This window comes from Kitasatospora sp. NPDC093550 (genome assembly GCF_044764985.1).
GTDB lineage: Bacteria > Actinomycetota > Actinomycetes > Streptomycetales > Streptomycetaceae > Kitasatospora.
The window spans coordinates 81,382-104,325 of the sequence record NZ_JBIWJF010000024.1; the positions used below are offsets into that span (position 1 = coordinate 81,382).

Here is a 22,944-nt window from a genome sequence, read left to right on the forward strand (position 1 = left end):
CCCGAGGAGCACCGCATGTCCGACCTGCTGCAGAGCGCCCGCCCGGCGCCCGAGGTGCTGGCGGCGTTCGAGGCGGCCACCGGGTTCATGCCGGTGGACGAGGGGCTCGCCTTGTACGCGGCCGCGGTGACGGCGGCCCGCGACACCGGCCTGCCCGTACTGGAGATCGGCACCTACTGCGGCCGCTCGGCGATCCTGCTGGCGGCGGCGGCCCGGGAGGCGGGGACGGTCGCGCTGACCGTGGACCACCACCGCGGCTCGGAGGAGCAGCAGCCCGGCTGGGAGTACCACGACACCTCCCTGGTCGACCCGGAGGTCGGCCTGATGGACACCCTGCCCCGCTTCCGCCGCACCCTGCACGCCGCCGGGCTGGAGGAGCACGTGGTGGCGCTGGTCGGCCGCTCGCCGCGGATCGCCGCGCTGTGGGGGCGTCCGCTGGGCCTGGTGTTCATCGACGGCGGGCACACCGACGAGCACGCGACCGGCGACTACGAGGGCTGGGTGCCGCACCTGGCGCCGGAGGGCCTGCTGGTGGTGCACGACGTCTTCCCGGACCCGGCGGACGGCGGCCAGGCCCCGTACCGGGTGTACCTGCGGGCGCTCGCCGAGGGCTTCGAGGAGGTCTCGGTGACCGGCTCCCTGCGCGTCCTGCGCCGCTCCCCCCGCTGAGCCCCGTCCGCTCATCCCGCCCCCTGGTCCCCGCGCCCTGCGCCCCGCCCGCCGGACGCCCCGGACGCCCCGGCCCGCCCCGCCGAGGGCCCGGACCGGACGGATCCGCCGAGCCGCCCCACCGCCCCGCGCCGATGCTCTAACGTCGTGCCGGGGCTGTCGGTCGGGGGACCGAACGGTACGGTGGCCGCGCAGCACCAGGCAGAGCATCGGCGGACGGTGGGGGCCAGCAGCGACATGACGGACCAGCAGAACACCGCTCCGGCGGTCTGGGACCCCACGGCGCGCGGCGGTGCCGGTGGCTGGGTGCGCAACCCGCAGCACCCGGCCGACGGCGGACCCGCCCCCGAGGCGGCCGCGGGCCCCCAGGCGCCCGCCGCACCGCAGCCGCCGGCCGCCCCCCAGGGCCCGGTCGACCCCCGTCTCGGCATGGTCGCCCCAGCGCCCCCGCCCGGTGGCGTCGGCGACCAGGGCCCGCCGCTGGGCGCCCGCCCGTACCTGGCCACCGCGCCCGGCTACGACCCGCCGACCGCCCCGATCCCCCGCGGCGCGACCCCGCCCCCGGCCGCCCCGCCCGCGGCCTCGCCGTTCCCCCCGCACGCGACCGCCCCGCAGCAGGCCCCGCAGCACCCGACCCAGCCGTTCCAGGCCCCGCCCTTCCCGGCCCCGCAGCAGCAGCCGCCCCAGGGCTACGGCTACCCCCAGCCGCCCGCCGCCCCGCCGCAGGCCCCGTACGGCGGCGGACCGGAGCACCCCGCCGACTACCCCTCCGCCTACGCCGCCGACGACGACGAGGACCGCCCCGCCAACCGCAAGGCCCCGCTGCTGATCGGCTTCGCACTGCTGCTGGTGCTGGCGATCGGCGGCGGCCTGGTGTTCGCCGCCAGGGACGGCGGCGCCAAGGACGGTCAGGCCGCGCCGGCCCCCACCGGCACCCCGGCGAACGGCTCCGGCGCTCCGCAGCCCGCCCCCGCGCCCGCCGGTACGGACGCCCCGCCGAGCGGCACCGCGAGCGCCCCGGCCTCGCCCACCGCCACGCCGTCGCCGACCGCGACCGGTGCCGGGCCCAACGCCCAGGCCCAGGCGCAGGCGCTGGACGGCCTGCTGAGCGAGGGCGAGAACGCCAAGGCCCCGATCGGCAGCGCCGTCGCCAAGGTGAGCAGCTGCCCGTCGAAAGCCGACATCGAGAGCGCGGCGCAGGTGTTCGACAGCGGTGCCACCCAGCGCGCCGCGCTGCTGACCAAGCTCGGCAAGCTGAGCGTCTCGGACGTGCCGGGCGGGACGGAGGCGCTGAACTCGCTGAAGTCCGCCTGGCAGTTGTCCGCCGACATCGACAAGGCGTACGCGGCCTGGGCGCGCGCCGTCGCCGCCCAGGGCTGTTCCGGGCGGGCCCCGACCACCCAGGACAAGAAGCACGCGGACGAACTCAACCCGCAGGCCACCCAGGCGAAGACGGACTTCATGACCAAGTGGAACCCGATCGCGAACAGCTTCGGCCTGACCCCGCGCACCCAGGACAGGATCTGATCCACCCGTGACCGGCACCGCCCCCCGACCGCCCCGCCGCTCCACCCTGCTGCGCGTCACCACCGTGGTGGCCGCGGCCGTACCGCTCTGCACGGCGGGCTGGTTCGGCTGGCAGGCCCTGGACCACTCCGACCCGGCGGGCGCCACGGCCGCCGCCTCCGCCGCCCCGGCCACGGCGGGCGCCACCGGCACGCCCGCGGCCGCCGACCCCGGCGCCTCGCCGCTGCTGCCGCCCGTCGCCCCGCCGCCCACCACCGACGCCCCGGCGGCCGGGACGCCCGCTCCCGCGCCCGCGGCGACCACCACCCCGACCGCCGGCGCGACCACCGCCCCGACCGCCGCGGCGGCGGCCGGCCTGGCCGGCCGCACCGTCCTGCTCGACCCCGGCCACAACCCCGGCAACGTCGCGCACTCCGCCGAGATCAACCGTCAGGTGGACATCGGCAACGCCCGCAAGGAGTGCGACACCACCGGGACGGAGACCAACGCCGGCTACACCGAGGCCGAGTACACCCTGGACGTCTCCCGCCGGGCCCGCGAGATCCTGGCCGCCCGGGGCGCCAAGGTGGTGCTGGTGCAGGACGGCGACCGCCCCTGGGGCCCGTGTATCGACGAGCGCGCCAAGGCCGGTGCGGACGCGCACGCCGACGTCGCGGTCTCGGTGCACGGGGACGGCGGCCCGGCGAGCGGCAGCGGCTTCCACGTGATCATGCCCGCCAAGGTGGTGGCCGGGAAGGCGAACAACGCCGCGATCGTCGAACCCTCGCACCGGTTGGGCCTGCTGCTGCGCGATCACTTCCACGCCGCGACCGGCGAGCCGTACGCCGACTACATCGCCGACCAGGGCCTGGACACCCGCTCCGACCTGGGCGGCCTCAACCTGTCGGCCGTCCCCAAGGTGTTCATCGAGTGCGGTAACATGCGCAACTCGACGGACGCGAAGCACATGACGGACCCTCAGTGGCGCCAGCAGGCGGCCCAGGGGATCGCCGACGCGCTGACCGCGTTCCTGACGACTCAATAGAAGACTCGACGACCCAGTACGGAAGTTGAGCCGCAGACCCCGGTGGACGAGCTCCGCCCGGCCCGCGCGGTTTGCAACGACTTCGCCCCATTCCCGGGTCCCGCCGTGCACCGGCAGGACGGTTGGGCCTAGGCTTCTGGTCCGTTCGGGAGTTTCGGCCGGTCAGCCCGACCGCACGAAGCACCGTCCACGACACGTCAACGAGGGGAACGTTAGTGAATCTGCGCGCTCTCACCAGGGGAGACGCCGCCGTCGCAGGCGCGGCCGTCCTGCTCTTCATCGCCTCCTTCCTGCCCTACTGGACCGTGGACTGCAGCGGTCCGTACTGCGGGGACACCTCGCAGAACGCGTGGAGCACCCAGCTGTTCCCCATCCTGCCCTCGATCTACCTGCTGGGCATCGCCGCAGCCGTGCTGATCCTGGTGCAGCGCTTCCAGGGCCCGGCCGGCGCCAACCGCCAGGTGCTCGGCCTGCGGCTGGACCAGTGGGGCATCGCGTTCGCGGTGGCGGCGCTGTGGACCGCGATCTGGGCGCTGGGCGGCGGCCCGGGCGGTACCCGTCTCAGCCACGGCTTCGGCGCCTGGCTCGGCTTCATCTCGCTGATCGTGCTGGCCGGTGCCGCCGCGGCCGCGCCGCTGGTGCCCGCGCTGAAGGCCCCGCTGGTCACCGACCGCCCGGCCGCGCCCTACCAGGGCGGCTACCCCGTCCCGGGCCAGCCCGGCCACCCGGGTGCCCCCGGCCAGCCCGGCCAGTACGGCTACCCGGCACAGGGCCACGACCCGGCGTTCGGCGCCCAGCCGGCCGGCGGCTACGGCTACCCGGCCGGCGGCCAGCCGCAGCCCGGCCAGCCGGTCCAGCCCGGTCAGCCGCAGGACGCCGGCGCGCCGGCCCCGCAGCCGACCCCGGCCGCCCCGGCGGCGGACTTCCAGCCGTACTGGTTCGCCGTCCCGGCGCCGCGCCAGCTGGCCCCGAAGGACAACCCGGCCGGCGCCCCGATCGGCGAGGTCGTGCCCGGCACCTGGTACCTGGCCGTCGAGCAGCGCGGCACCGCGCTGGTCGCCCAGCTGGCGGACGGCACCCAGGGCCTGCTGAACGACACCACCGGCCTGCAGCGCGGCTGACGTCCCCGGACGCGGCCGCAGGCACCACGGGAAGGGGCGGGACCGGAGAACCGGTCCCGCCCCTTCCGTGTGTCCGCTTGCGTGCGGCCGCTTGCGTGCGGCCGCGCCGAGCGGCGGTCCCGGACCGCCCCGCTCAGCAGCAGTCCTGGACCACCAGCCCGGTGGGCAGCTGGTCCCCGCCGAAGACCGCGACCGTCGCCGGGTCCCCGCCGAGCGCGGCCACCGCGAGCAGCAGTGCCCCGGCCGTCCAGGTGGTGCGCTCCTCCGGCCAGATCGCGTCGTCCTCGAAGACGTACCCGGTCCAGTACGAGCCGTCCTCGTGCCGCAGGTGCTTCTGGATCCAGCGCAGGATGTCCACCGCGCGGTCGGACTGCCCGATCGCCCAGAGCGCCAGGGCCAGTTCGGCGCTCTCGCCGCCGGTCACCCACGGGCGGTCGCTGACGCAGCGCACGCCGAGGCCGGGGACGACGAAGCGCTCCCAGTCCCGCTCGATCCGGGCCACCGCCGCGTCGCCGCGCAGGCCGGTGCCGAGCACCGGGTAGTACCAGTCCATCGAGTAGCGGTCCTTGTCCAGGAACCGCTCGGGGTGGTGGGCGATGGCGTGCCGCAGCCGGCCGGCCGCAAGCTCCCAGTCGGGCTGCGGCTCCTCCAGGTAGTCGGCGATGGCCAGGCCGCAGCGCAGCGCGTGCAGGATGCTGGACGAACCGGTGAGCAGCGCCTCGTCGGTGGCGCCGCCGTCCTCGTCGACCCGCCAGGCGATCGGGCCGCCGGGCAGCCGCAGCGAGACGATGAAGTCCAGGGCGCGCCGGACCACCGGCCAGATCCACTCCAGGAAGGCGTCGTCGCCGGCGCTGAGGTGGTGGTGCCAGACGCCGACCGCCACGTAGGCGCAGAAGTTGCTCTCCTTGGCCCGGTCGGTGACCACGCCGTCGGTGTACGCGGCGTACCAGGAGCCGTCCGGGTTCTGGGTGGCGGCGAGCCAGCGGTAGGCGGCCTCGGCGGCGGCGTGCTCGCCGGCCGTGTCGAGGGCCATCGCGGCCTCGGTGTGGTCCCAGGGGTCCAGGTGGTGGCCGGCGAACCAGGGTATGGCGCCGTCCGGCCGCTGCTCGGCGAGGATGCTGCGCACGGTGTCGGCGGCCTGCTCGGCGTCCAGCACGCCGTCGAGGAGCAGCACCTCGGGGACGGCGGCGGTCACGCCGTGCCGCCCGGGGCGCGGTTCGGCTTGGAGGCGTACGCGACGAAGCTCTTGCCGATGACCGGGTTGAGCGCCCGCTCGGCGGCCTTGGTGAGGGTGCTGATCACCGGGGTGCCGACGATGTCCCAGACCAGCAGCTGGTGGTAGGCCTTGACCGGCAGCGCCTTGTCGTTGTTCACGCCGACCGCGCACTTGATCCACCAGTACGGCGAGTGCAGCGCGTGCGCGTGGTGGGTGCCGTACGGCTCCAGGCCGGCGTCCTTGAGCTTGCCGAGCAGTTCGTCGCCCCGGTAGATCCGGATGTGGCCGCCCTCGACCTCGTGGTACTCGTCGGACAGCGCCCAGCAGATCTTCTCGGGCAGCCAGCGCGGCACCGTGACGGCGAGCAGGCCGCCCGGCTTGAGGACCCGGAACATCTCGTTGAGCACGCCCTTGTCGTCCGGGATGTGCTCCATCACCTCGGAGATGATGATCTTGTCGAAGTACTCGTCCTCGAACGGCAGCGCCAGCGCGTTGCCCTCCATGGCGACCGCCGACGCGCCCTCGGGGGCCTCACCGGCCTGCTCCATCGCCGCGAACCACTTCTTGACCTCGGCGATCTCCTCGGTGTTCTGGTCGAGGGCGATCACGTTGGCGCCGCGGCGGTAGCACTCGAACGCGTGCCGGCCCCCGCCGCAGCCCAGGTCGAGCACCCGGTCGCCGGGGGCGAGCGGGAAGCGCGAGAAATCGACGGTCAGCACTGCAGGACTCCCATTCCTATTGCTACCAAGCGTCCTTGACGCTTCGTCACGCTTCGTCGGGCGGCACGCGCCCGGGGCGGCGGTCCGCGCCGGCGCACCCGGACCGGGCGGCCGACGCCGCGGCTAGGCCACGTACCGCCAGCCGGGCCCGGAGCGGGCCCGGGCGCCCACGCCGGTGGCGATCGCCGCGCGGTAGGCCTCGGCGGTCAGCTCGGCGGCCCGCTCCCAGGTGAACCGGGCCAGCACCCGCTCCCGCCCGGCCGCGCCAAGGTCGGCGCGCAGCTCCGGGTCGTCCAGCAGCCGGCCGAGCGCGGCGGCCAGCGCGTCCGCCTCCCCCGGCGGCACGGCCAGGCAGGTCTCCCCGTCCGGCCCTGCCACCTCGGGGATCGCCCCGCCGGTGGTGGCCACCAGCGGGGTGCCGGTGGCCATCGCCTCGGCGGCGGGCAGCGAGAAGCCCTCGTACAGGGACGGGACGCAGGCCACCTCGGCCGAGCGGTAGAGGTCGACCAGCTCCTCGTCGGTCAGTCCGCTGCGGAACTCGATGTGCTCCGCCAGCCCGAACCGGCGCACCGCTTCGGCCACCGGCCCGTCCTCCTTCTGCGGCTTGCCGACCACCACCAGGTGGGCGTCCCGCTCGGTGCGGACCTTGGCGAGCGCCTCGACCAGGAAGACCAGACCCTTCAGGGGGACGTCGGCACTGGAGGTGGTGACGATCCGGCCGGGCACCCGCTCGACCGCGTCCGAGGGCGACCAGAGCCGGGTGTCGGCGCCGATCGGCACCACCGAGATCGCGCCGGACGCGGCGCCCAGGTGCTCGGCGATCTCGCGCTGCGAGGTGCCGGAGACGGTGATCACCCGGTCCAGCCGGGCGGCCACCCGGCGCTGCATCCGGGTGAAGGCGTACCAGCGGCGCAGCGACAGCCGCTTGAGCCGGGTGGCGGCCGCGTCCAGCTCCAACTGCCGGTCCACGGTGATCGGGTGGTGGATCGTGGTGACCAGCGGGAAGCCGTGCCGGGCCAGGCCCAGCAGGCCGTAGCCGAGGGTCTGGTTGTCGTGCACCACGTCGTAGCGGCCCTTGTGGGCGGCCAGGTACCGGCGGGCGCGCAGCGAGAAGGTCAACGGCTCGGGGAAGCCGCCGGTGCGCATCGTGGCGAACTCCAGCACGTCCACCGGGCCGCGGAACTCGCCGCGGGCGGGGGTGCGGAAGGGGTCGTCGGCGCGGTAGAGGTCCAGGCTGGGCAGCTCGACCAGGCGCACCGAGCCGGGGCCCTCGACCTCGTCCAGCACCGGGTACGGCTGGGCGCCGATCACGTCCACGTGGTGGCCCAGCCTGGCCAGCTCACGCGAGAGATGCCGTACGTACACGCCCTGACCGCCGCAGAAGGGGTCCCCGCGGTACGACAGCAGGGCAATCCGCAGCGGCTGCGCGGTCATCCTGGGCCCTCTTCTCTAGCTGCTATCTGAGCTGCCGGTCGGTGCTTCCGGTCGCTAAAGTAGATCAGGTTTCAGTGGATGTGGAACTCGTCGTCGACCACGTGAACAATGAGAGACCTCGAAGATACCGGCCCGTAGCTTTTCCTCAGGAGCCAGGGCTGGTGATTCCCGCCACGCCGACCCTGCCGACCTCGTGGAGCACCTCGCCACTCTCGCCCGCCCGGGAGCACCCTTGCCGCCGTCCACCGAGTCCCCGTCCCCGGCCGCCGCCGCGCCCCGGCCCGGTGTGCTGCCGCTGACCACCCGCCAGGCCGAACGGCGCCGGCGGATCCTGCGGGCCGCCACCGCGCTGGCCGCCCGGGGCGGGTACGAGGCGGTGCAGATGCGGGAGGTCGCGGAGAGCGCGCAGGTCGCGCTGGGCACGCTGTACCGGTACTTCCCCTCCAAGGTGCACCTGCTGGTCGCGGTGATGCTGGAGCAGCTCCAAGGCCTGCACGAGCACATCCGGCGGCATCCGCCGACCGACCCCGAGCCGGCCCTGCGGGTCGCCGACACCCTCACCCGGGCCTTCCACGCGCTGCAGCGCGAACCGCTGCTCGCCGAGGCGATGGTCCGGGCGCTGTCCTTCGCGGACCGCTCGGTCGGCGCCGAGGTGGACCAGGTCAGCGTGGCCACCGGGCAGCTCATCCTGGACGCGATCGGCCAGTCCGGCCCGCCCAGCGAGAGCCAGCGCGCGGCGGTCCGGGTGATCGAGCACACCTGGCACTCGGCGCTCGTGGCCTGGCTCTCCGGACGCGCCTCGATCGCCGAGGTCCGGGCCGACCTGCACACCGCGGCCCGCCTGCTCACCCTGCCGTGAGCGCACCGGCCCCGGCTCCCGCCGACTGGAACCTGTTCCTGCCCGGGCCGGGAGACCGGAGGGGGCACCGGCCGAGGAGACGGCGGCGCTCCGGCGGCTAGAGTCGACGGGCAGCACAACTCCATCCCGCTCCTCCCCCGGGGGAAGCCGGTGCGAATCCGGCGCTGACCCCGCAACCGTGAGTCCCGGCCCCCGGCCGCCGGACGAGTCGGAGCACCCGGGGCGGGGCGAGCGGCCGGCCGGACGCACGCGCCCGGCACCGTCGAGGACTACGGAACGGCCCCCGCCAGGGCCACCACCGCTCACCGAAAGGCACGACCGCACCATGCTCACCGCCGCCCGCCTGGGCGCCGCCGCCCTGTCCGCCGCGCTGCTCACCGGCATCGCCGCCGGCCCGGCCCTCGCCGACAGCCCCGCCCCGACCCCGGCCGCCGTCCCCGACGGCCTGTACGGGAAGAGCGACCCGACGTACGACGGCGTGTGGCGGCAGTCGCTGGCGCTGACCGCGCTCACCGCGGCCAAGGTCACCCCGGCCGACTCGGCGGTCGGCTGGCTCACCGGCCAGCAGTGCGAGGACGGCGGCTGGCCCTCCTACCGGGCGGCCGGCGCGGCCTGCGACCCCAAGACCGAGGACAGCAACGCCACCGCCGTCGCCATCCAGGCCCTGGTCGCCCTCGGCGGACACCAGCCGGCCGTCGACCAGGGCGTCGCCTGGCTCAAGGCCAACCAGAACGCCGACGGCAGCTGGGCCTACAACCCCGGCAGCCCCGGCGACGCCAACTCCACCGGACTCGCCGTCAACGCGCTGTTCGCCGCCAGGACCGACCCGGCCGGCGTCACCAAGGCCGGCAAGAACGCCTTCGACGGCCTCGCCCGCTTCCAGCTCGGTTGCACGGCCCCCGCCGACCAGCGCGGCGCCTTCGCCTACCAGCCGGACACCGCCACCGGCGCCCTCGCCCCCAACGGCCTCGCCAGCGGCCAGGCCGCGCTCGCCGCCGCCGGCGGACACCTGCCGGTCGCCAACTCCGTGCGCGCCGACACCCCGCCCAAGCCGCTCGCCTGCGCGGACGGCTCCGCGCCCGTCACCGTCCCGCACGCCGAGGCGGGCGAGGCCGTCGGCGCCTACCTCACCGCCCAGCTCACGGCCGGCGGCGACCACCTCACCCTCACCACCCCGGGCGCCGCACCGAGCCCCGACTACACCGCCACCGCCTGGGCCGCCCTCTCCCTCATCCAGAGCGGCCACCCCGACCAGGCCACCAACGCCGTCGACTGGCTGGACGCGCAGGCTGACACCTGGACCAAGAACGGCACCGACGCCGGCGCCACCGCCACCCTCCTCCTCGTCGCCCACGCCGACCACCGCTCCACCGCCGACCTCACCGGCAAGCTGACCGCCCTCGGCCCCACCCCCAAGGCCGCCCCGGCCGCCACGGACGAGGCCACCCCGGCGAAGAAGAAGAACGACGGCATCAGCCAGTACTGGATCATCGGCGTCGGCCTCCTCATCGGCATCGGCGGCGGACTCCTCCTCAGCCTCCAGCGCAAGCGCAACCCGAACCTCTGATGCCCCCGACCCCCCACCCCCGCGCCGCCCGGCCGTCGTCGACCGGCACGGGCGGGCCCGCGGCACCGGTGACGCCCGCGGCGGGCGCGGCCCGGGGCCGTCCGCGCCGCGCCTCAGGGCCGGTCGCCACCACCGCGCGGCGACCGCACCGCGCCTCGGCCGTCGCCTCCGGCGCCGTGGGTCGGCCCGCCGTCCCCGCTCCGCGGGGTCGGCTCGCCGGGCTGCTGGTGCCGCTGGTCGGGGTGCTGCTGGTGGTCGCCGGGGCGGCGCCCGCCGAAGCGGCCGGGTACCGGTACTGGTCGTTCTGGCGCGGTGCCGAGGGCGGGAGCTGGGCGTACCAGCAGCAGGGACCGGCGATCGCGGTACCGCCGGACGGCGCCGTGGACGGGTGGCGGTTCGCGGTGAGTCCGGACGGCGGGCAGGACGCCGCCAAGCCGCGGACGGCCGGGAGCTTCGCCGACATCTGCGCGCGGACGCCCGCGCAGGAGGGCCGCAAGCGGGTGGCCGTCGTGCTGGACTTCGGAACCGCCGAGGACGCCGGGGCGACCGGCGCCACGGTGCCCGGGCCGCGGACCGCCTGTGCCGCCGTCGCGCCGCGGGCCACCTCCGCCGAGGTGCTGGCCGCCGTCGCGCCGCCGCTGCGGTACGACTCCAACGGACTGCTGTGCGCCATCGCCGGGTACCCGTCGGCGGGCTGCGCCGACCAGGTCGGTGCGGCGGGCGGCGCCGCCGCACCGGGCGCCGCGGCCACCTCCGCCGACCACGGCGGGGGCCCGGACATCGGTCTGATCGCCGGTGGCGCGCTGGTCGCCGTGCTCGCCGGCGGCGCCGTCCGGCAGGCGCGCCGCCGCCGCACCCCGTGAAGCCGTGACGTCGTGAAACCGCGACGCCGTGAAGCCGTGACGTCAAGCCATGACGTCGAGAAGCCATGACGTCGTGAAGCCGTGAACCCCGCCCAGGCCGCCCCCAATCCAGGAACGTCTCCGTGAGCCGCACCACCCGCAGCACCCGACCGCCCACCGGCCCCCGCCAACTGCACCCCGGGGCCTGGTGGTTGTGGGCGCTCGGGCTGGGCGCGGCGGCGACCCGCACCACCAACCCGGCGATCCTGCTGCTGCTCGCCGCCGTCGCCGGGTACGTGGTCGCGGCGCGCCGCGGCGATGCGCCCTGGTCGCGGTCGTACGGGGCGTTCCTGCGGCTGGGGCTGCTGGTGCTGGGCATCCGGCTGGTGTTCGCCGTCTTCCTCGGCTCGCCGATCCCCGGCACCCATGTGCTGTTCACCCTGCCCGAGTTGCCCTTGCCCGCCTGGGCGCAGGGGGTGCGGATCGGCGGCCGGGTGACGGCCGAGGGCCTGCTCGCCGCGCTGTACGACGGGCTGCGGCTGGCCACCCTGCTGATCTGCGTCGGCGCCGCCAACTCGCTGGCCAGCCCGGCCCGGTTGCTGCGCACCCTGCCCGGCGCGCTCTACGAGGCGGGCGTGGCCGTGGTGGTGGCGATGACCTTCGCGCCGAACCTGGTCGCCGACGTCCGCCGGCTGCGCGCCGCACGTCGGCTGCGGGGCCGTGCGGACAAGGGCGTGGCCGCCGTCCTGAGCGTCGGACTGCCGGTGCTGGAGGGCGCGTTGGAGCGGTCGATCGCGCTGGCGGCGGCCATGGACACCCGCGGCTTCGGGCGGACCGCCGACGTCCCGCGCCGGCTCGCCCGGGTGACGGCCGCGCTCACCCTGGCCGGACTGCTCGGGGTCTGCCTGGCCGCGTACGGCCTGCTGACCGCCGGCGGCGCGGGCTGGGCGCTTCCCGTGCTGGCGCTCGGCCTGGCCGCCGCCTTCGCCGGACTGCTGCTGGGCGGCCGACGGGCCGTCAGAACCCGCTACCGTCCTGACCCTTGGGCGTTTCCGGAGTGGCTGACCGCCGGCTCCGGCGCGGCGGTGGCGGCCCTCACCGGCTACCTCGCCGCGCAGGACCCGGCCGCCTTCGCCCCCACCGTCGTCCCGCCGACCGTCCCGGCGCTGCCGCTCGCCGCCGTGCTGACCGCGCTGCTCGGCCTGGTGCCGGCGTTCGCCACCCCGACCCCGCCCCGGAGGGCATCGTGATCACCTTCGAGCAGGTCTCCGTCCGGTACGCGGACTCGGCCGCGCCCGTCCTGGACGGGGTGGACCTCACCGTCCCCGAGGGCGAACTCTGCCTGCTGGTGGGCCCGTCGGGCTCCGGCAAGTCCACTCTGCTGGGCACGGTCAGCGGCCTGGTGCCGCACTTCACCGGCGGTGTGCTGCACGGTCGGGTCACCGTCGGCGGCCGGGACACCCGCGAGCACCGGCCGCGCGAACTCGCCGACCTGGTCGGCACGGTGGGGCAGGACCCGGCGGCGCACTTCGTCACCGACACCGTGGAGGACGAACTCGCCTACGGCATGGAGTCGCTGGGCCTGCCGGGCGACGTGATGCGCCGCCGGGTCGAGGAGACCCTCGATCTGCTCGGCCTCGCCGAGCTGCGCGACCGCGCGCTGGGCTCGCTCTCCGGCGGCCAGCAGCAGCGCGTCGCGATCGGCTCGGTGCTCACCGTGCACCCGCGGGTGCTGGTCCTGGACGAGCCGACCTCGGCGCTCGACCCCGGCGCGGCCGAGGAGGTGCTGTCCGTCCTGCAGCGGCTGGTGCACGACCTGGGCACCACCGTGCTGATGGCCGAGCACCGGCTGGAGCGGGTCGTCCAGTACGCCGACCAGGTGCTGCTGCTGACCCCGGGCGCACCCCCGGTGCTCGGCGAGCCGGCCGAGGTGATGGCGCACTCCCCGGTGCACCCGCCGGTCGTCGGCCTCGGCCGGCTCGCGGGCTGGCGGCCGCTGCCGCTGTCGGTGCGCGACGCCCGGCGCAAGGCCGCCGGGCTCCGGGAGCGGCTCGACGGCCGGGCTCCCGCTGCCGCGCCCACCCCCGCGCCCGCCCCTGCCGGTGGGCCGATCGCCGTCGCCGGTGAGCCGAACGCCGTCGCCAGTGAGCCGATCGCCGTCGCCGGCCGCCTCGCCGTGCGGCGCGGCCCGGTGCAGGCCCTGCGCGGCGTCGACCTCGCCCTCCACTCCGGCGAGATCACCGCCCTGATGGGCCGCAACGGCGCCGGCAAGTCCACCCTGCTGGGCTCCCTGGTCGGCCTGCACGCCCCCGCCTCCGGCAGCGTCCGGGTCGGCGGCCGCGTCCCGCACCGCACCCGCCCCGCCGAGCTGATCCGCGAGGTCGGCCTCGTCCCGCAGGACCCGCGCGACCTGCTGTACGGCGCATCGGTCGCCGCCGAGTGCGCGGCCGCGGACTCGGACGCGGGCGCCGCCCCGGGCACCTGCCGCGCGCTGGTCGAGCGCCTGCTGCCCGGCATCGCCGACACCGCCCACCCGCGCGACCTCTCCGAAGGCCAGCGGCTCACCCTCGCACTCGCCGTCGTGCTCACCGCCCGGCCCCCGCTGCTGCTGCTCGACGAGCCGACCCGCGGCCTGGACTACGCCGCCAAGGCCCGGTTGGTGGAGATCCTGCGCGGCCTCGCCGCCGAGCGGCACGCCGTCCTGCTGGCCACGCACGACGTGGAGCTCGCGGCCGAACTCGCCCACCGCACGGTGATCCTGGCCGAGGGGGAGATCGTCGCGGACGGGCCGACGGCGGAGGTGGTGGTCTCCTCCCCCGCCTTCGCCCCGCAGGTCGCGAAGGTGCTGGCCCCGGGGCCGTGGCTCACCGTGGGGCAGGTCGCGGAGGCTCTGGACGCATGAACCGACCGATCCCGCTCGGCCGTCGCTCCATCGCGACGCTCCTGCTCGTCTCCACCGTCGGCGTCGCCGCCTTCGGCTGGCCGCTGCTCGCCTCCACCGAGTCCGCGCTGGTGGGCCACTCCACCGACGCGCCCTGGCTGTTCGCGCTCCTGCTCCCGCTGCTGCTCGCCGTGGTCATCGCGCAGATCTCCGAGGGGCGCGAGGCGGGCGGCGGCGCGCCCGGGCTGGACGCCAAGTCCGTGGCGCTGCTGGGCGTCCTGGCCGCGGCGGGCGCGGCGCTGCGCCCGCTCGGCGCGGGCACGGCGGGCCTGGAGCCGATGTTCTTCCTGATGGTGCTGTCCGGGCGGGTGCTCGGACCGGGATTCGGCTTCGTGCTGGGCTCGTTGTCGATGTTCGCCTCCGCCCTGCTCACCGGCGGGGTCGGCCCGTGGCTGCCGTTCCAGATGCTGGCGATGGGCTGGGTCTGCCTCGGCGCGGGGCTGCTGCCGGGCCCCGCCACGCTGCGCGGCCGCCGCGAACTGCTGCTGCTCGCGGGGTACGGCGCTCTCGCGTCCGTCCTGTACGGCACCATCATGAACCTGCAGGGCTGGCCGTACATCGGCGGACTGGCGGGCTCCATCTCCTTCGTCCCGGGCGACCCGGTGGGCGCCAACCTGGTCCGCTTCGCCGCCTACTGCCTGACCACCTCGCTGGGTTGGGACCTGCCGAGGGCCGCGCTGACCGTCGTCCTGTGCCTCACCCTCGGCACGCCCGTGCTGCGCGCCCTGCGCCGGGCGACCCGCCGGGCCGCCTTCGACGCGCCGGTGAGCTTCCGCCCGCCGGAAGGGTGAACCGCGCTCCCTTTCCTGTGCCGATCACCCTTCGCGATCCCGTTCGTCCACGATCATCACGACCGTGATCCGAACCCTCACCCGCACCACCACCGTGGCCGTGCTCTCCCTCACCCTCGCCACGGCCCCCGCCTCCCCCGCCTCCGCCGTCACCTTCATCGGCCGCGACGTCCCCACCACCGTCGCCATCGCGCCCGGCCGGACCGGCGCCGTGCCGTGGACGTACCAGAACACCGGCGGCTCCGGCACCCTCCCGTCCTCCGGCATGACCGCCGTCTTCACCGCCCCGGGCAACACCACCTTCCCCGCCCAGGCCACCGTCCCGACCGAGTACAGCGGCGACGGCTCCTCCTGGAGCGGCAACAACGTCGGCCTGCGGAACTGCGCCCTCGGCAACGGGAACCGGACGCTCACCTGCGAGGGCTACGGCCGCAACGGCGGCAACAGCGGCTGGCCGGCCGGCGGCTACTTCCGCTTCTCCCCGCAGGTCACGGTGAACCCGTCCGCCCCGCACAACACCACCCTCCCGCGCGGCAACGGCAGCTTCCGCTACACCAACCCGGGCAGCAGCACCGAGTACACCATCACCGACGGCACCCTCAACGTCGCCACCCCGCCGCGGGTACCGACCGGCAAGTGCCTGGACGTCGGCAACACCCGCGACAACGCCGACAACGTCCGGGTCTGGGACTGCCTGGACCACACCAACCAGCGCTTCGTCCTCGACGACGGCCGGGTGAAGGTCGCCGACACCGTCGGCACCGCACAGGAGATGTGCCTCGACGCCGACTACACCGCCACCAACGGCGACATCGTCCGCATCTGGGCCTGCGAGGACTCCCACGCCGCCCGCGCCAACCAGACCTGGCTGCTGCGCCGGGGCTCCCTCGTCCTGCAACGCACCGCCGGCAGCGGCGAGGAGATGTGCGTCGACGTCGGCTCGTACCGCACCAACGGCGACACCGTGTTCCTCTACGGCTGCGACCTCGCCAACCCCAACCAGAAGTTCGTGGTGGACCACGGCTCCATCGAGGTCCGCGACACCCTCTGAGCCGTGTGCCCGCCGCGCCGTACGGACCGGAACGGCAGGGACCCGGGTCGCCGGTCCTCCGCCCTGCGGCGTAGGACCGGTGGGCCTCCCGCCCGATACCGCGGCGATCCGCCCCGGCCTACCTTGATCCACATGGAGATTCCCGAGCACTACAAGCACACCGTCATCCCGCACATCATGATCGACGGCGCCGCCGAGGCCATCGCCTTCTACGCCGAGGCCTTCGGTGCGACCGAGCACATGCGACTGCCGGGCGAGGACGGGCGGATCATGCACGCCGAGATCAAGGTCCACGGCGCCACCCTGATGCTCGGTGACGCCGACGCGCCCTTCGCACCGCCCGGCGCCGGCGGCCCGTCCGTCGCCCTGCACGTGTACGTCCCGGACGTGGACGGGCTGACGGAGCGGGCCGTGGCCGCGGGCGCCGAACTCCTCTCCCCGCCGGCCGACATGTTCTACGGCGCCCGGCAGTCGATGCTGCGCGACCCGTTCGGCCATGTCTGGATCCTCCTGACGCCGATCGCGTGACACCCGGCACACCGTCCCGGGCACTGCCCTCGTCCCGGCCTCCCCGCCGGCACCCCGCGACGTGACGCGGGTCACGCGGGGCGGGGTGTCACGGATCGGCCGGGTCCGGCGTCCTGTGGGAGGCACCGCCGAACCAGAGGGAGAGACCATGAGCAGCGGAAGCGGGGACGGCCGCCGTCCCGACCCGGCCACCGACGCGTTCGTCGCCCACCGCAACCTGCTGTTCACGGTCGCCTACGAGATGCTCGGCTCGGCGGTGGACGCCGAGGACGTCCTCCAGGAGACCTGGCTGCGCTGGTCGGGCGTCGAGCTCGCCACCGTCCGCGACCACCGCGCGTACCTGGTCCGGATCACCACCCGGCAGGCGCTCGGCCGGCTTCGCGCCCTGGGCCGGCGCAAGGAGTCGTACGTCGGCCCCTGGCTGCCCGAACCGCTGCTCACCTCGCCCGACGTGGCCGATCAGGTCGAGCTGGCCGACAGCATCTCGATGGCGATGATGATGGTCCTGGAGACCCTCGCGCCGACCGAGCGGGCGGTGTTCGTCCTGCGCGAGGTGTTCGCCCTCGGGTACGACGAGATCGCCGAGGCCGTCGACAAGACCCAGGCCGCGGTCCGCCAGATCGCCCACCGGGCACGGGCCCACGTCGCGGCACGCCGACCGCGCGGCGGCGCGGTCTCGGCGGACGAGGCCCGGACGGCCATCGCCGCCTTCCAACGGGCCGTCGAGACCGGCGACTTGCAGGGACTGCTGGACCTCCTCGCCCCGGACGTGGTCGCCCTCAGCGACGGCGGCGGCATCAAGCAGGCCATGCCCCGGCCCACCGTCGGCGCCGAGCGGGTGGGCCGCCTGCTGGCCGCCGGGGTCGCGCTGTGGGGCCCGACGGGCACGGCGGAGCCGGCCCAGGTCAACGGTCACCCGGCGCTGGTCCTGCGGGTCGACGGCGAGATCGACGTGGTGGTGGCGATGCGGCTGGACGAGGGGCGGATCACCGGCATCTACTCGGTGCGCAACCCGGAGAAGCTGACGCACATGGACCGGGAGACGGCGGTGAGCCTCTGAGCGGTGAGATCCTGACCGGTGAGCTCCTGGCCGCTGAGCCCCCGGCCGGCCGGTGGGGTTCCCGGGCCGCGCAGCACCGCCGCCGCGCCCCCGCCCCCGTCGTCGGCGGCGGCACCCCGCCGACGAACGCGCCGCCGCCGTCCGTTCGACCGCCGCGGCCGCACCCGGCGTTCGGGATTTCCGAACGCCCGGGTACGAGTCCGCACACGCCCCCGTACGCTGTCCCGCAACACGGACACGCGAGGGCGGCCGGGAGTCGGGGAAACCAGTGGAACTACGTCAGTTGCGCGTTTTCGAGGCCGTCGTCGCCCACCGCACCGTCACCGGCGCCGCGGTGGCGCTCGGGCTCGCCCCGTCCTCCGTCTCCGAGCAGATCCGCACGCTGGAGCGGAGCCTGGGCACCGAGCTGTTCGAGCGGGCCCCGCGCGGCATGACCCTCAGCGCGGCCGGGGAGCGGCTGCTGCCGTGGTCCCGGCGGCTGTTGGACCAGGCCGAGCAGGCGCGGCGCGAGGTGGTCGCGGCCCGCGCCCGGCTGCGGCTCGGCGCGCTGGAGACCATCGCGGCCACCCATGTGCCCGCCGTGCTGGCCCGCCTCGCCGAACGCCGGCCCGACCTGGAGATATCCCTGCGCACCGACACCGCCCGGGACGGCCTGCTCGACGGGGTCGCGGCCGGGGCGCTGGAGGCGGCGCTGATCCTGGACACCGCCGGTCCGCTCGGCGAGCTCGGCTTCTACCTGCCGCCGGCCCCGCTCGACCACGTGGACCTGCAGGACGTCCCGCTCGTCCTGGTCGCCGCCCCCGCCGACCCGCTCGCCGGTGTCACCCCGCTCAGCCGCGAGGACCTGCGCGGTCGGCGACTCCTCGTCAACTCCCCGGCCTGTTCGTTCCACCTCGCCGGGGAACGGCTGCTCGGCCAGGACGTCGACCGGGTCCGCACCGGCGGCGTGCCCGTCACCCGCGCCTGTGCCGAACAGGGCCTCGGCATCGCCCTCCTGCCCGCGTTCGCCGTCCACGACCAACTCGCCGCCGGCACCCTGGTCCGCCTCCCCCTCGCCACCCCGCCGCTCCACCTCCGCCTGGTCTGGCGGGCCGACCGCGAGACCGTCCCGGGCCTGCGCGAGGTCCTCCACGCCGCCTCGGCCTGAGCCCCCGCCGGCCCACGGCCCCGAGCCGTTACGCACCGCGGGCCCCGCCCCTCTCACCCGAGGGACGGGGCCCGCCGCACGAGCAGCCCACGCCGAGTACCGGCTCAGGCGCCCTTCGGCCCTGCCGACTGGACGACCTCGAAGGACCACAGGGTGGACCCGGAGGCGGCCGGCCGCTTCGGAGCCTCACCCTCCCCACCCCCCTGGTGGGCCGCCTTCATCGGGCCCTCCATCCAGGCCTTGAAGTCCTCCTCGCTGCGCCAGCGGGTGTAGACGAGGTACTGATCGGTGCCCTCGACCGGCCGGAGCAGTTCGAACCACTCGAAGCCGTCCGAGTTCTCCACCGCGCCGGCCCGGGAGGCGAAGCGCTGCTCCAGTACCTCGCGCTGCTCGGCCGGCACCGTCAGCACGTTGATCTTGACGACGGACATGCCGCTCCTCACTGGTTCGCCGGGGCCGCGCGTACGGGCGCCGGCTCGGTCACTGCGAGCAGTCTCCTACACCTCACACCCGGTGGCTCACGCGATCCAGGCCGGGAGGACGCGGTCGGCGTCGCGCGGGGCGAGGGCGCAGGCGCCCTCGGGGGTGCGGGCGTCGGGGTTGTAGGCGCGGGAGGGCGAGGTGGAGGCGACGACGGCGGTGAAGCCCTCGGCGGTGGAGACCTGGCGGGCGGCGTCGGCCGGGAGGACGAGGGTGTCGCCGGCGCCGACCGTGAGGGCCTCTCCGGCCAGGTCCACCGAGGCGGAGCCGGTGAGGAAGGTCCAGATCTGCTCCGCCTCCATGGCGTGCAGCGGCCCCTGGGCGCCGGCCCGCATCTCGACCCGCCACAGGGCCAGCGAGGTCGAGCCCTGGGTGGGCGAGGCGTAGGTGGTCATCACGGCGTTCGGGGTCTCGGAGCGGCGGGCGTCGGAGAGGCGGATCACGGACATGGCGGAGGGACCCCCTAAGATGGACAATGAAGTTGTCTATATGGTCAATGAGGTTGTCTATCGTGTCAAGTGAGCCGCGTGTGCCGAGCGAACCGCCCCCGCCGGGCTTCGAGCTGCCGCTGCGCCTGCTGTTCGCCTTCCGGACGATCATCGACGAGCTGCACGAGCGGATCGCCCGCGAAGGGCACCCGGACCTCCGCCCGATGCACGGCTTCGTCTTCCAGGCGATCGGGCCGCACGGCACCACCGCCGTCGAACTCGGCCGCCGCCTCGGCGTCTCCAAGCAGGCGGCGGGCAAGACCATCGAGGGCCTGGAGCAGCTGGGCTACGTCGAGCGCGGCAGCGACCCGGCCGACGCCCGGCGCAAGGTGGTCCGGCTCACCGACCGGGGGGTGGACTGCCTGGTCCGCTCGGCCCGGATCTTCGACGAGCTGCGCGCCGAGTGGTCCGCCACGCTCGGCGAGGAGCAGCTGCGCCAGGTGGAGGACGGCCTGCGCCGGCTCGCCCCCGGTGACCCGTTCCGCCTCGACACCCCCCGCTGGTTCGGCGCGCCGTGAGGCGGCGCGGGGGCCGGTCTTCGGCCCCCGCCGCACCGGGTCACTCCCCGGGGAGTCCGCGCGTCGCGAGGGTCTGGTTCTTGTACGCCGTGACGCCGGTGATCTCGGTGCCGAACCAGTCCGGCGGGGTGAAGCCCTCGGCCTCGGCGGTCGAGTCGAACTCCACCTCGGCGGTGCGCAGCCCGGCCAACCCGCCCTGGTAGACGTCGAGGTGGACCGTGACGCCCGCCGCGTCGAAGGTGTAGCGGTCCTTGGCCAGCCGGGCGCCGGCGGTGGCCGGCCAGAGCTCGGTGAACTCCTCCTCCCCGAGCTCGCGCTCCACCTCGACGCGGACCGCCGGGCCCTCCCCCTTGCCGCGCTTGACGCCGAGGACGCGGCCGCCGCCGATCCGCCGCAGCCGCACCTCCGTGCCGTCGTCCTTGATCGCGATGTAGCCCTGCTCGATGTGCTGTCGCACCGCCGTCGCCGGCGGCTCGAAGGAGCCCACCAGGAACTTGCGCTCGATCTCGAGCGGCATGCCGCATCCCTTCGACGCTCTCCCCCGGCAGCGGTCGCGCGGCCGGGACCGGTACGCGACGATACGTCACCCGGCAGCGCCCCGACGCTGACGCTTGGAGCCCCCGCCGCTCCGACAACCCGCCCCCCGCCGTCAGAACGACCGCCCCTCCGCCCGGTGCGGTGGCTCCGGGCCGACCGGGTCCGGCCGGTCCCGCCGGTCGGCGCCCAGGGTGGAGCTGAGCTTGGTCAGCAGCTCGGCGAGGTCGGCGTACTGCTCCTCGTCCCAGTCCCCCAGCAGGTCGGAGAGCTGGGTGCGCCGGGCGGCGACCAGCCGCAGCGCCGCCTCCTCGCCCGCTTCGGTGAGCCGCAGCGGCAGCCCGCCACTGCGCGCGGCGAGCCCCCGGCCCTCGACCTCCCGGACGGCCGCCTCGACGACGGCGAACGGCACGACCCGCTGCTCGGCCAGCTCCGCGGGCTCGACCGAGCCGTGCTGGTGCATCTGCAGGAGCAGCCAGCTGGAGGCGGGCAGCAGGTCCAGCCCGGCGGTGGCGGTGATCCGCCGGAAGAAGTCGCGCCGGGCCTCGCGGCTGCTCAGCGCCGAGAGCGCGCGGGCGATCTCGTCCAGGGAGCTGCGCTCCACCGGGTTGATCCCGATCGACTCGCTGAGGTCCGGCGCGGTGACGGTGGAGCGCAGCTTCTCCTCCCGCAGGAACAGCGACAGCACGAAGGCGACCGCCACGACGGGTGCCGCGTACAGGAAGACCCGGGTGATCGACTCGGCGTACGCGTGGTGCACCCCCTCCTGGACGGCGGCCGGCAGCGCGGAGACGACCCGCGGGTCGGAGGTGATGGCCTCGGGCCGGAAGCCGGGCGGCAGCGGCACCCCCGCGAGGGCGTCGGCGAGCCGGCTCCGCAGGCCGCTCGTGAAGACCGTCCCGAAGACGGAGACGCCGAAGGAGGCGCCGATGGAGCGGAAGAAGGTCGCGCCCGCGGTGGCCACGCCGAGGTCCTCGTAGCCGACGGAGTTCTGCACGATCAGCACCAGCACCTGCATCACCAGGCCCAGGCCGAGGCCGAACACCAGGAAGTAGCCGCTCATCTCGGCCGTGCTGCTGTGCTCGTCCAGCCGGGAGAGCAGCAGCAGGCCGACGGTCGTCACGGCCGTCCCGGCGATCGGGAAGGCCCGGTAGCGCCCGGTGCGGGCGACGATCTGGCCGGAGCCGATCGAGGTGACCAGCATGCCCAGCACCATCGGCAGCATGTGGATGCCGGACAGGGTGGGCGAGACCTGCATGACCACCTGGAGGAAGGTCGGCAGATAGGTGAGCGCGCCGAACATCGCGAAGCCGACCACGAAGGAGATCACCGCGACCAGGCTGAACGTCCGCGAGCGGAACAGCCGCAGCGGCAGCACCGGCTCCGCCGCCGACCGCTCGACCTCGACGAAGGCGAGCAGCAGCACCAGCCCGAGCACGCCGAGGCCGACGATCTGCCAGGAGCTCCAGGCCCAGGTGGTGCCGCCGAGCGAGGTCATCAGCACCAGGCAGGTGGCGACGGCCGCGATCAGGGCGGTGCCGGGGTAGTCGATCCGGTGCTCGCGCCGCACCTCCCGCCCGTGCAGCACGGCGGCGATCACCAGCAGGGCGACCACGCCGATCGGCAGGTTGACGTAGAAGACCCAGCGCCAGCTGAGGTGGTCGACGAACAGCCCGCCGAGCAGCGGCCCGAGCACGCTGGTGACGCCGAAGACGGCGCCGAACAGGCCCTGGTAGCGGCCGCGGTCCCGGGGCGGGACGAGGTCGCCGACGATCGCCTGGGAGAGCACCATCAGCCCGCCGCCGCCCAGTCCCTGCACGGCCCGGAAGGCGATCAGCTCGCCCATGCTCCCGGCGATCCCGCACAGCACCGAGCCGAGCAGGAAGATCACGATGGAGGCCTGGAAGAAGCGCTTCCGGCCGTACATGTCGCCGAGCTTGCCCCAGAGCGGGGTCGCGGCGGTGGAGGCCAGCAGGTAGGCGGTGACCACCCAGGAGAGGTGTTCCAGACCGCCCAGGTCGCTGACGATGGTGGGCAGCGCCGTCGAGACGATGGTCTGGTCGAGGGCGGCGAGCAGCATCGCCAGCAGCAGCGCGCCGATCGGCACCCAGAGCCCGCGGGCGGCGGTGGTCGGCGGACCGGGCCCGTCCGCCGGGCTCCGGTCGGACGCGGCGAGCGGATCCGTCATGGCGTCTCCGTGGGCATGGCGTCTCCGTGGGGTCGCGGGTCCGGCTGACGGGCCCGTGCGGATGATCACTCCCAGCTCACCCATGCTGGCAGATTCGTCCGCATTTGTTCCTCCGGGTTGAGCCGAACGTCACCACCGGGGCCTGCGACGGCCTTCCGGGCGTTCTCGACGGAGCCAATCGGCACCAACCGGCACAACACCCCCGCCCGGAGCCGGACGACCCTGTCCACCCCCCTGACC

At 75.2% G+C, this 22,944-nt stretch carries 22 protein-coding genes and 1 riboswitch; of the genes, 15 read left to right on the top strand and 7 right to left on the bottom strand.

The window, feature by feature from the left end; all coding sequences use genetic code 11:
• Positions 1–15: 15 nt before the first annotated feature.
• From ACIRD3_RS30725 to ACIRD3_RS30740, 4 genes are all read left to right on the top strand, one after another.
• Positions 16–669 (top strand): class I SAM-dependent methyltransferase, encoded by a 654-nt coding sequence (locus ACIRD3_RS30725; protein WP_402223143.1) that lies wholly within the window; start codon positions 16–18, stop codon positions 667–669.
• A gap of 237 nt (positions 670–906) precedes the next feature.
• A complete protein-coding gene (locus ACIRD3_RS30730) occupies positions 907–2,196 on the top strand; it encodes a hypothetical protein (protein ID WP_402223145.1) in 1,290 nt (429 codons plus the stop codon).
• A 7-nt stretch (positions 2,197–2,203) separates the two neighbouring features.
• Positions 2,204–3,220, top strand: a complete 1,017-nt coding sequence (locus ACIRD3_RS30735; RefSeq protein ID WP_402223146.1) for an N-acetylmuramoyl-L-alanine amidase — start codon at positions 2,204–2,206, stop codon at positions 3,218–3,220.
• Positions 3,221–3,435: 215 nt separating this feature from the next.
• Positions 3,436–4,341 carry a hypothetical protein gene (locus tag ACIRD3_RS30740; protein WP_402223148.1) on the top strand — a complete coding sequence of 302 codons (906 nt, stop codon included), beginning with the start codon at positions 3,436–3,438 and terminating at the stop codon, positions 4,339–4,341.
• Positions 4,342–4,474: 133 nt separating this feature from the next.
• Here the strand turns inward: ACIRD3_RS30740 and ACIRD3_RS30745 are convergent, their stop codons facing one another.
• The 3 genes from ACIRD3_RS30745 to ACIRD3_RS30755 all read right to left on the bottom strand — a co-directional run bounded on the left by ACIRD3_RS30745 (position 4,475) and on the right by ACIRD3_RS30755 (position 7,710).
• The gene (locus ACIRD3_RS30745; protein WP_402223150.1) at positions 4,475–5,536 is read right to left on the bottom strand and encodes a prenyltransferase; all 1,062 of its coding nucleotides are present in this window, start codon (positions 5,534–5,536) and stop codon (positions 4,475–4,477) included.
• A complete protein-coding gene (locus tag ACIRD3_RS30750) occupies positions 5,533–6,276 on the bottom strand; it encodes a class I SAM-dependent methyltransferase (RefSeq protein WP_402223151.1) in 744 nt (247 codons plus the stop codon). The genes ACIRD3_RS30745 and ACIRD3_RS30750 overlap by 4 nt, the downstream gene beginning before the upstream one ends.
• A 123-nt stretch (positions 6,277–6,399) precedes the next feature.
• Complete coding sequence (locus tag ACIRD3_RS30755) at positions 6,400–7,710, bottom strand: glycosyltransferase family 4 protein (RefSeq protein WP_402223153.1); 1,311 nt, start codon at positions 7,708–7,710, stop codon at positions 6,400–6,402.
• Positions 7,711–7,942: 232 nt separating this feature from the next.
• Between ACIRD3_RS30755 and ACIRD3_RS30760 the strand changes: the two genes are divergently transcribed.
• The 10 genes from ACIRD3_RS30760 to ACIRD3_RS30805 all read left to right on the top strand — a co-directional run bounded on the left by ACIRD3_RS30760 (position 7,943) and on the right by ACIRD3_RS30805 (position 18,496).
• Positions 7,943–8,569, top strand: coding sequence for a TetR family transcriptional regulator (locus ACIRD3_RS30760; protein WP_402223155.1), 627 nt, complete (start codon positions 7,943–7,945; stop codon positions 8,567–8,569).
• A 140-nt stretch (positions 8,570–8,709) separates the two neighbouring features.
• Positions 8,710–8,788, top strand: a riboswitch (cobalamin riboswitch).
• 106 nt (positions 8,789–8,894) lie between these two features.
• Entirely contained in the window at positions 8,895–10,136 is a 1,242-nt protein-coding gene (locus ACIRD3_RS30765) for a prenyltransferase/squalene oxidase repeat-containing protein (protein ID WP_402223157.1), read from the top strand.
• Positions 10,136–10,999 (top strand): SCO2322 family protein, encoded by an 864-nt coding sequence (locus tag ACIRD3_RS30770; protein WP_402223159.1) that lies wholly within the window; start codon positions 10,136–10,138, stop codon positions 10,997–10,999. The genes ACIRD3_RS30765 and ACIRD3_RS30770 overlap by 1 nt, the downstream gene beginning before the upstream one ends.
• A 122-nt stretch (positions 11,000–11,121) precedes the next feature.
• Positions 11,122–12,228 (top strand): energy-coupling factor transporter transmembrane protein EcfT, encoded by a 1,107-nt coding sequence (locus tag ACIRD3_RS30775; RefSeq protein WP_402223161.1) that lies wholly within the window; start codon positions 11,122–11,124, stop codon positions 12,226–12,228.
• Positions 12,225–13,880, top strand: a complete 1,656-nt coding sequence (locus ACIRD3_RS30780; protein WP_402223163.1) for an ABC transporter ATP-binding protein — start codon at positions 12,225–12,227, stop codon at positions 13,878–13,880. The genes ACIRD3_RS30775 and ACIRD3_RS30780 overlap by 4 nt, the downstream gene beginning before the upstream one ends.
• On the top strand, positions 13,877–14,710 hold the full coding sequence (locus ACIRD3_RS30785) for an ECF transporter S component (protein WP_402223165.1): 834 nt from the start codon (positions 13,877–13,879) through the stop codon (positions 14,708–14,710). Before ACIRD3_RS30780 ends, ACIRD3_RS30785 begins: the two co-directional genes overlap by 4 nt.
• Positions 14,711–14,774: 64 nt before the next feature.
• The gene (locus ACIRD3_RS30790) at positions 14,775–15,761 is read left to right on the top strand and encodes an RICIN domain-containing protein (RefSeq protein WP_402223167.1); all 987 of its coding nucleotides are present in this window, start codon (positions 14,775–14,777) and stop codon (positions 15,759–15,761) included.
• 132 nt (positions 15,762–15,893) lie between these two features.
• Complete coding sequence (locus ACIRD3_RS30795; RefSeq protein ID WP_402223168.1) at positions 15,894–16,289, top strand: VOC family protein; 396 nt, start codon at positions 15,894–15,896, stop codon at positions 16,287–16,289.
• Between the two features lie 148 nt (positions 16,290–16,437).
• Complete coding sequence (locus ACIRD3_RS30800; protein WP_402223170.1) at positions 16,438–17,349, top strand: RNA polymerase sigma-70 factor; 912 nt, start codon at positions 16,438–16,440, stop codon at positions 17,347–17,349.
• 283 nt (positions 17,350–17,632) lie between these two features.
• The gene (locus tag ACIRD3_RS30805; protein ID WP_402223172.1) at positions 17,633–18,496 is read left to right on the top strand and encodes a LysR family transcriptional regulator; all 864 of its coding nucleotides are present in this window, start codon (positions 17,633–17,635) and stop codon (positions 18,494–18,496) included.
• A gap of 104 nt (positions 18,497–18,600) precedes the next feature.
• Here ACIRD3_RS30805 and ACIRD3_RS30810 read toward each other — a convergent pair whose 3' ends face one another.
• Positions 18,601–18,927, bottom strand: coding sequence for an antibiotic biosynthesis monooxygenase family protein (locus ACIRD3_RS30810; protein ID WP_402223174.1), 327 nt, complete (start codon positions 18,925–18,927; stop codon positions 18,601–18,603).
• 87 nt (positions 18,928–19,014) lie between these two features.
• Complete coding sequence (locus ACIRD3_RS30815; RefSeq protein WP_402223176.1) at positions 19,015–19,425, bottom strand: cupin domain-containing protein; 411 nt, start codon at positions 19,423–19,425, stop codon at positions 19,015–19,017.
• A gap of 80 nt (positions 19,426–19,505) precedes the next feature.
• Here ACIRD3_RS30815 and ACIRD3_RS30820 point away from each other — a divergent pair, with 80 nt between their 5' ends.
• On the top strand, positions 19,506–19,982 hold the full coding sequence (locus ACIRD3_RS30820) for a MarR family winged helix-turn-helix transcriptional regulator (protein ID WP_402223178.1): 477 nt from the start codon (positions 19,506–19,508) through the stop codon (positions 19,980–19,982).
• Positions 19,983–20,022: 40 nt separating this feature from the next.
• Here the strand turns inward: ACIRD3_RS30820 and ACIRD3_RS30825 are convergent, their stop codons facing one another.
• Both ACIRD3_RS30825 and ACIRD3_RS30830 read right to left on the bottom strand, forming a co-directional pair.
• Positions 20,023–20,499 carry a CYTH domain-containing protein gene (locus tag ACIRD3_RS30825; RefSeq protein ID WP_402223180.1) on the bottom strand — a complete coding sequence of 159 codons (477 nt, stop codon included), beginning with the start codon at positions 20,497–20,499 and terminating at the stop codon, positions 20,023–20,025.
• Between the two features lie 132 nt (positions 20,500–20,631).
• Positions 20,632–22,704, bottom strand: a complete 2,073-nt coding sequence (locus tag ACIRD3_RS30830; RefSeq protein ID WP_402223182.1) for an MFS transporter — start codon at positions 22,702–22,704, stop codon at positions 20,632–20,634.
• Positions 22,705–22,944 lie beyond the last annotated feature (240 nt).

Coding starts and splice junctions, on each gene's coding strand:
- ACIRD3_RS30795 (WP_402223168.1), top strand. CDS start 15,894: ATGGAGATTCCCGAGCACTACAAGCACACCGTCATCCCGCACATCATG.
- ACIRD3_RS30765 (WP_402223157.1), top strand. CDS start 8,895: ATGCTCACCGCCGCCCGCCTGGGCGCCGCCGCCCTGTCCGCCGCGCTG.
- ACIRD3_RS30815 (WP_402223176.1), bottom strand. CDS start 19,425: ATGTCCGTGATCCGCCTCTCCGACGCCCGCCGCTCCGAGACCCCGAAC.
- ACIRD3_RS30800 (WP_402223170.1), top strand. CDS start 16,438: ATGAGCAGCGGAAGCGGGGACGGCCGCCGTCCCGACCCGGCCACCGAC.
- ACIRD3_RS30770 (WP_402223159.1), top strand. CDS start 10,136: ATGCCCCCGACCCCCCACCCCCGCGCCGCCCGGCCGTCGTCGACCGGC.
- ACIRD3_RS30825 (WP_402223180.1), bottom strand. CDS start 20,499: ATGCCGCTCGAGATCGAGCGCAAGTTCCTGGTGGGCTCCTTCGAGCCG.
- ACIRD3_RS30785 (WP_402223165.1), top strand. CDS start 13,877: ATGAACCGACCGATCCCGCTCGGCCGTCGCTCCATCGCGACGCTCCTG.
- ACIRD3_RS30755 (WP_402223153.1), bottom strand. CDS start 7,710: ATGACCGCGCAGCCGCTGCGGATTGCCCTGCTGTCGTACCGCGGGGAC.
- ACIRD3_RS30725 (WP_402223143.1), top strand. CDS start 16: ATGTCCGACCTGCTGCAGAGCGCCCGCCCGGCGCCCGAGGTGCTGGCG.
- ACIRD3_RS30730 (WP_402223145.1), top strand. CDS start 907: ATGACGGACCAGCAGAACACCGCTCCGGCGGTCTGGGACCCCACGGCG.
- ACIRD3_RS30810 (WP_402223174.1), bottom strand. CDS start 18,927: ATGTCCGTCGTCAAGATCAACGTGCTGACGGTGCCGGCCGAGCAGCGC.
- ACIRD3_RS30830 (WP_402223182.1), bottom strand. CDS start 22,704: ATGACGGATCCGCTCGCCGCGTCCGACCGGAGCCCGGCGGACGGGCCC.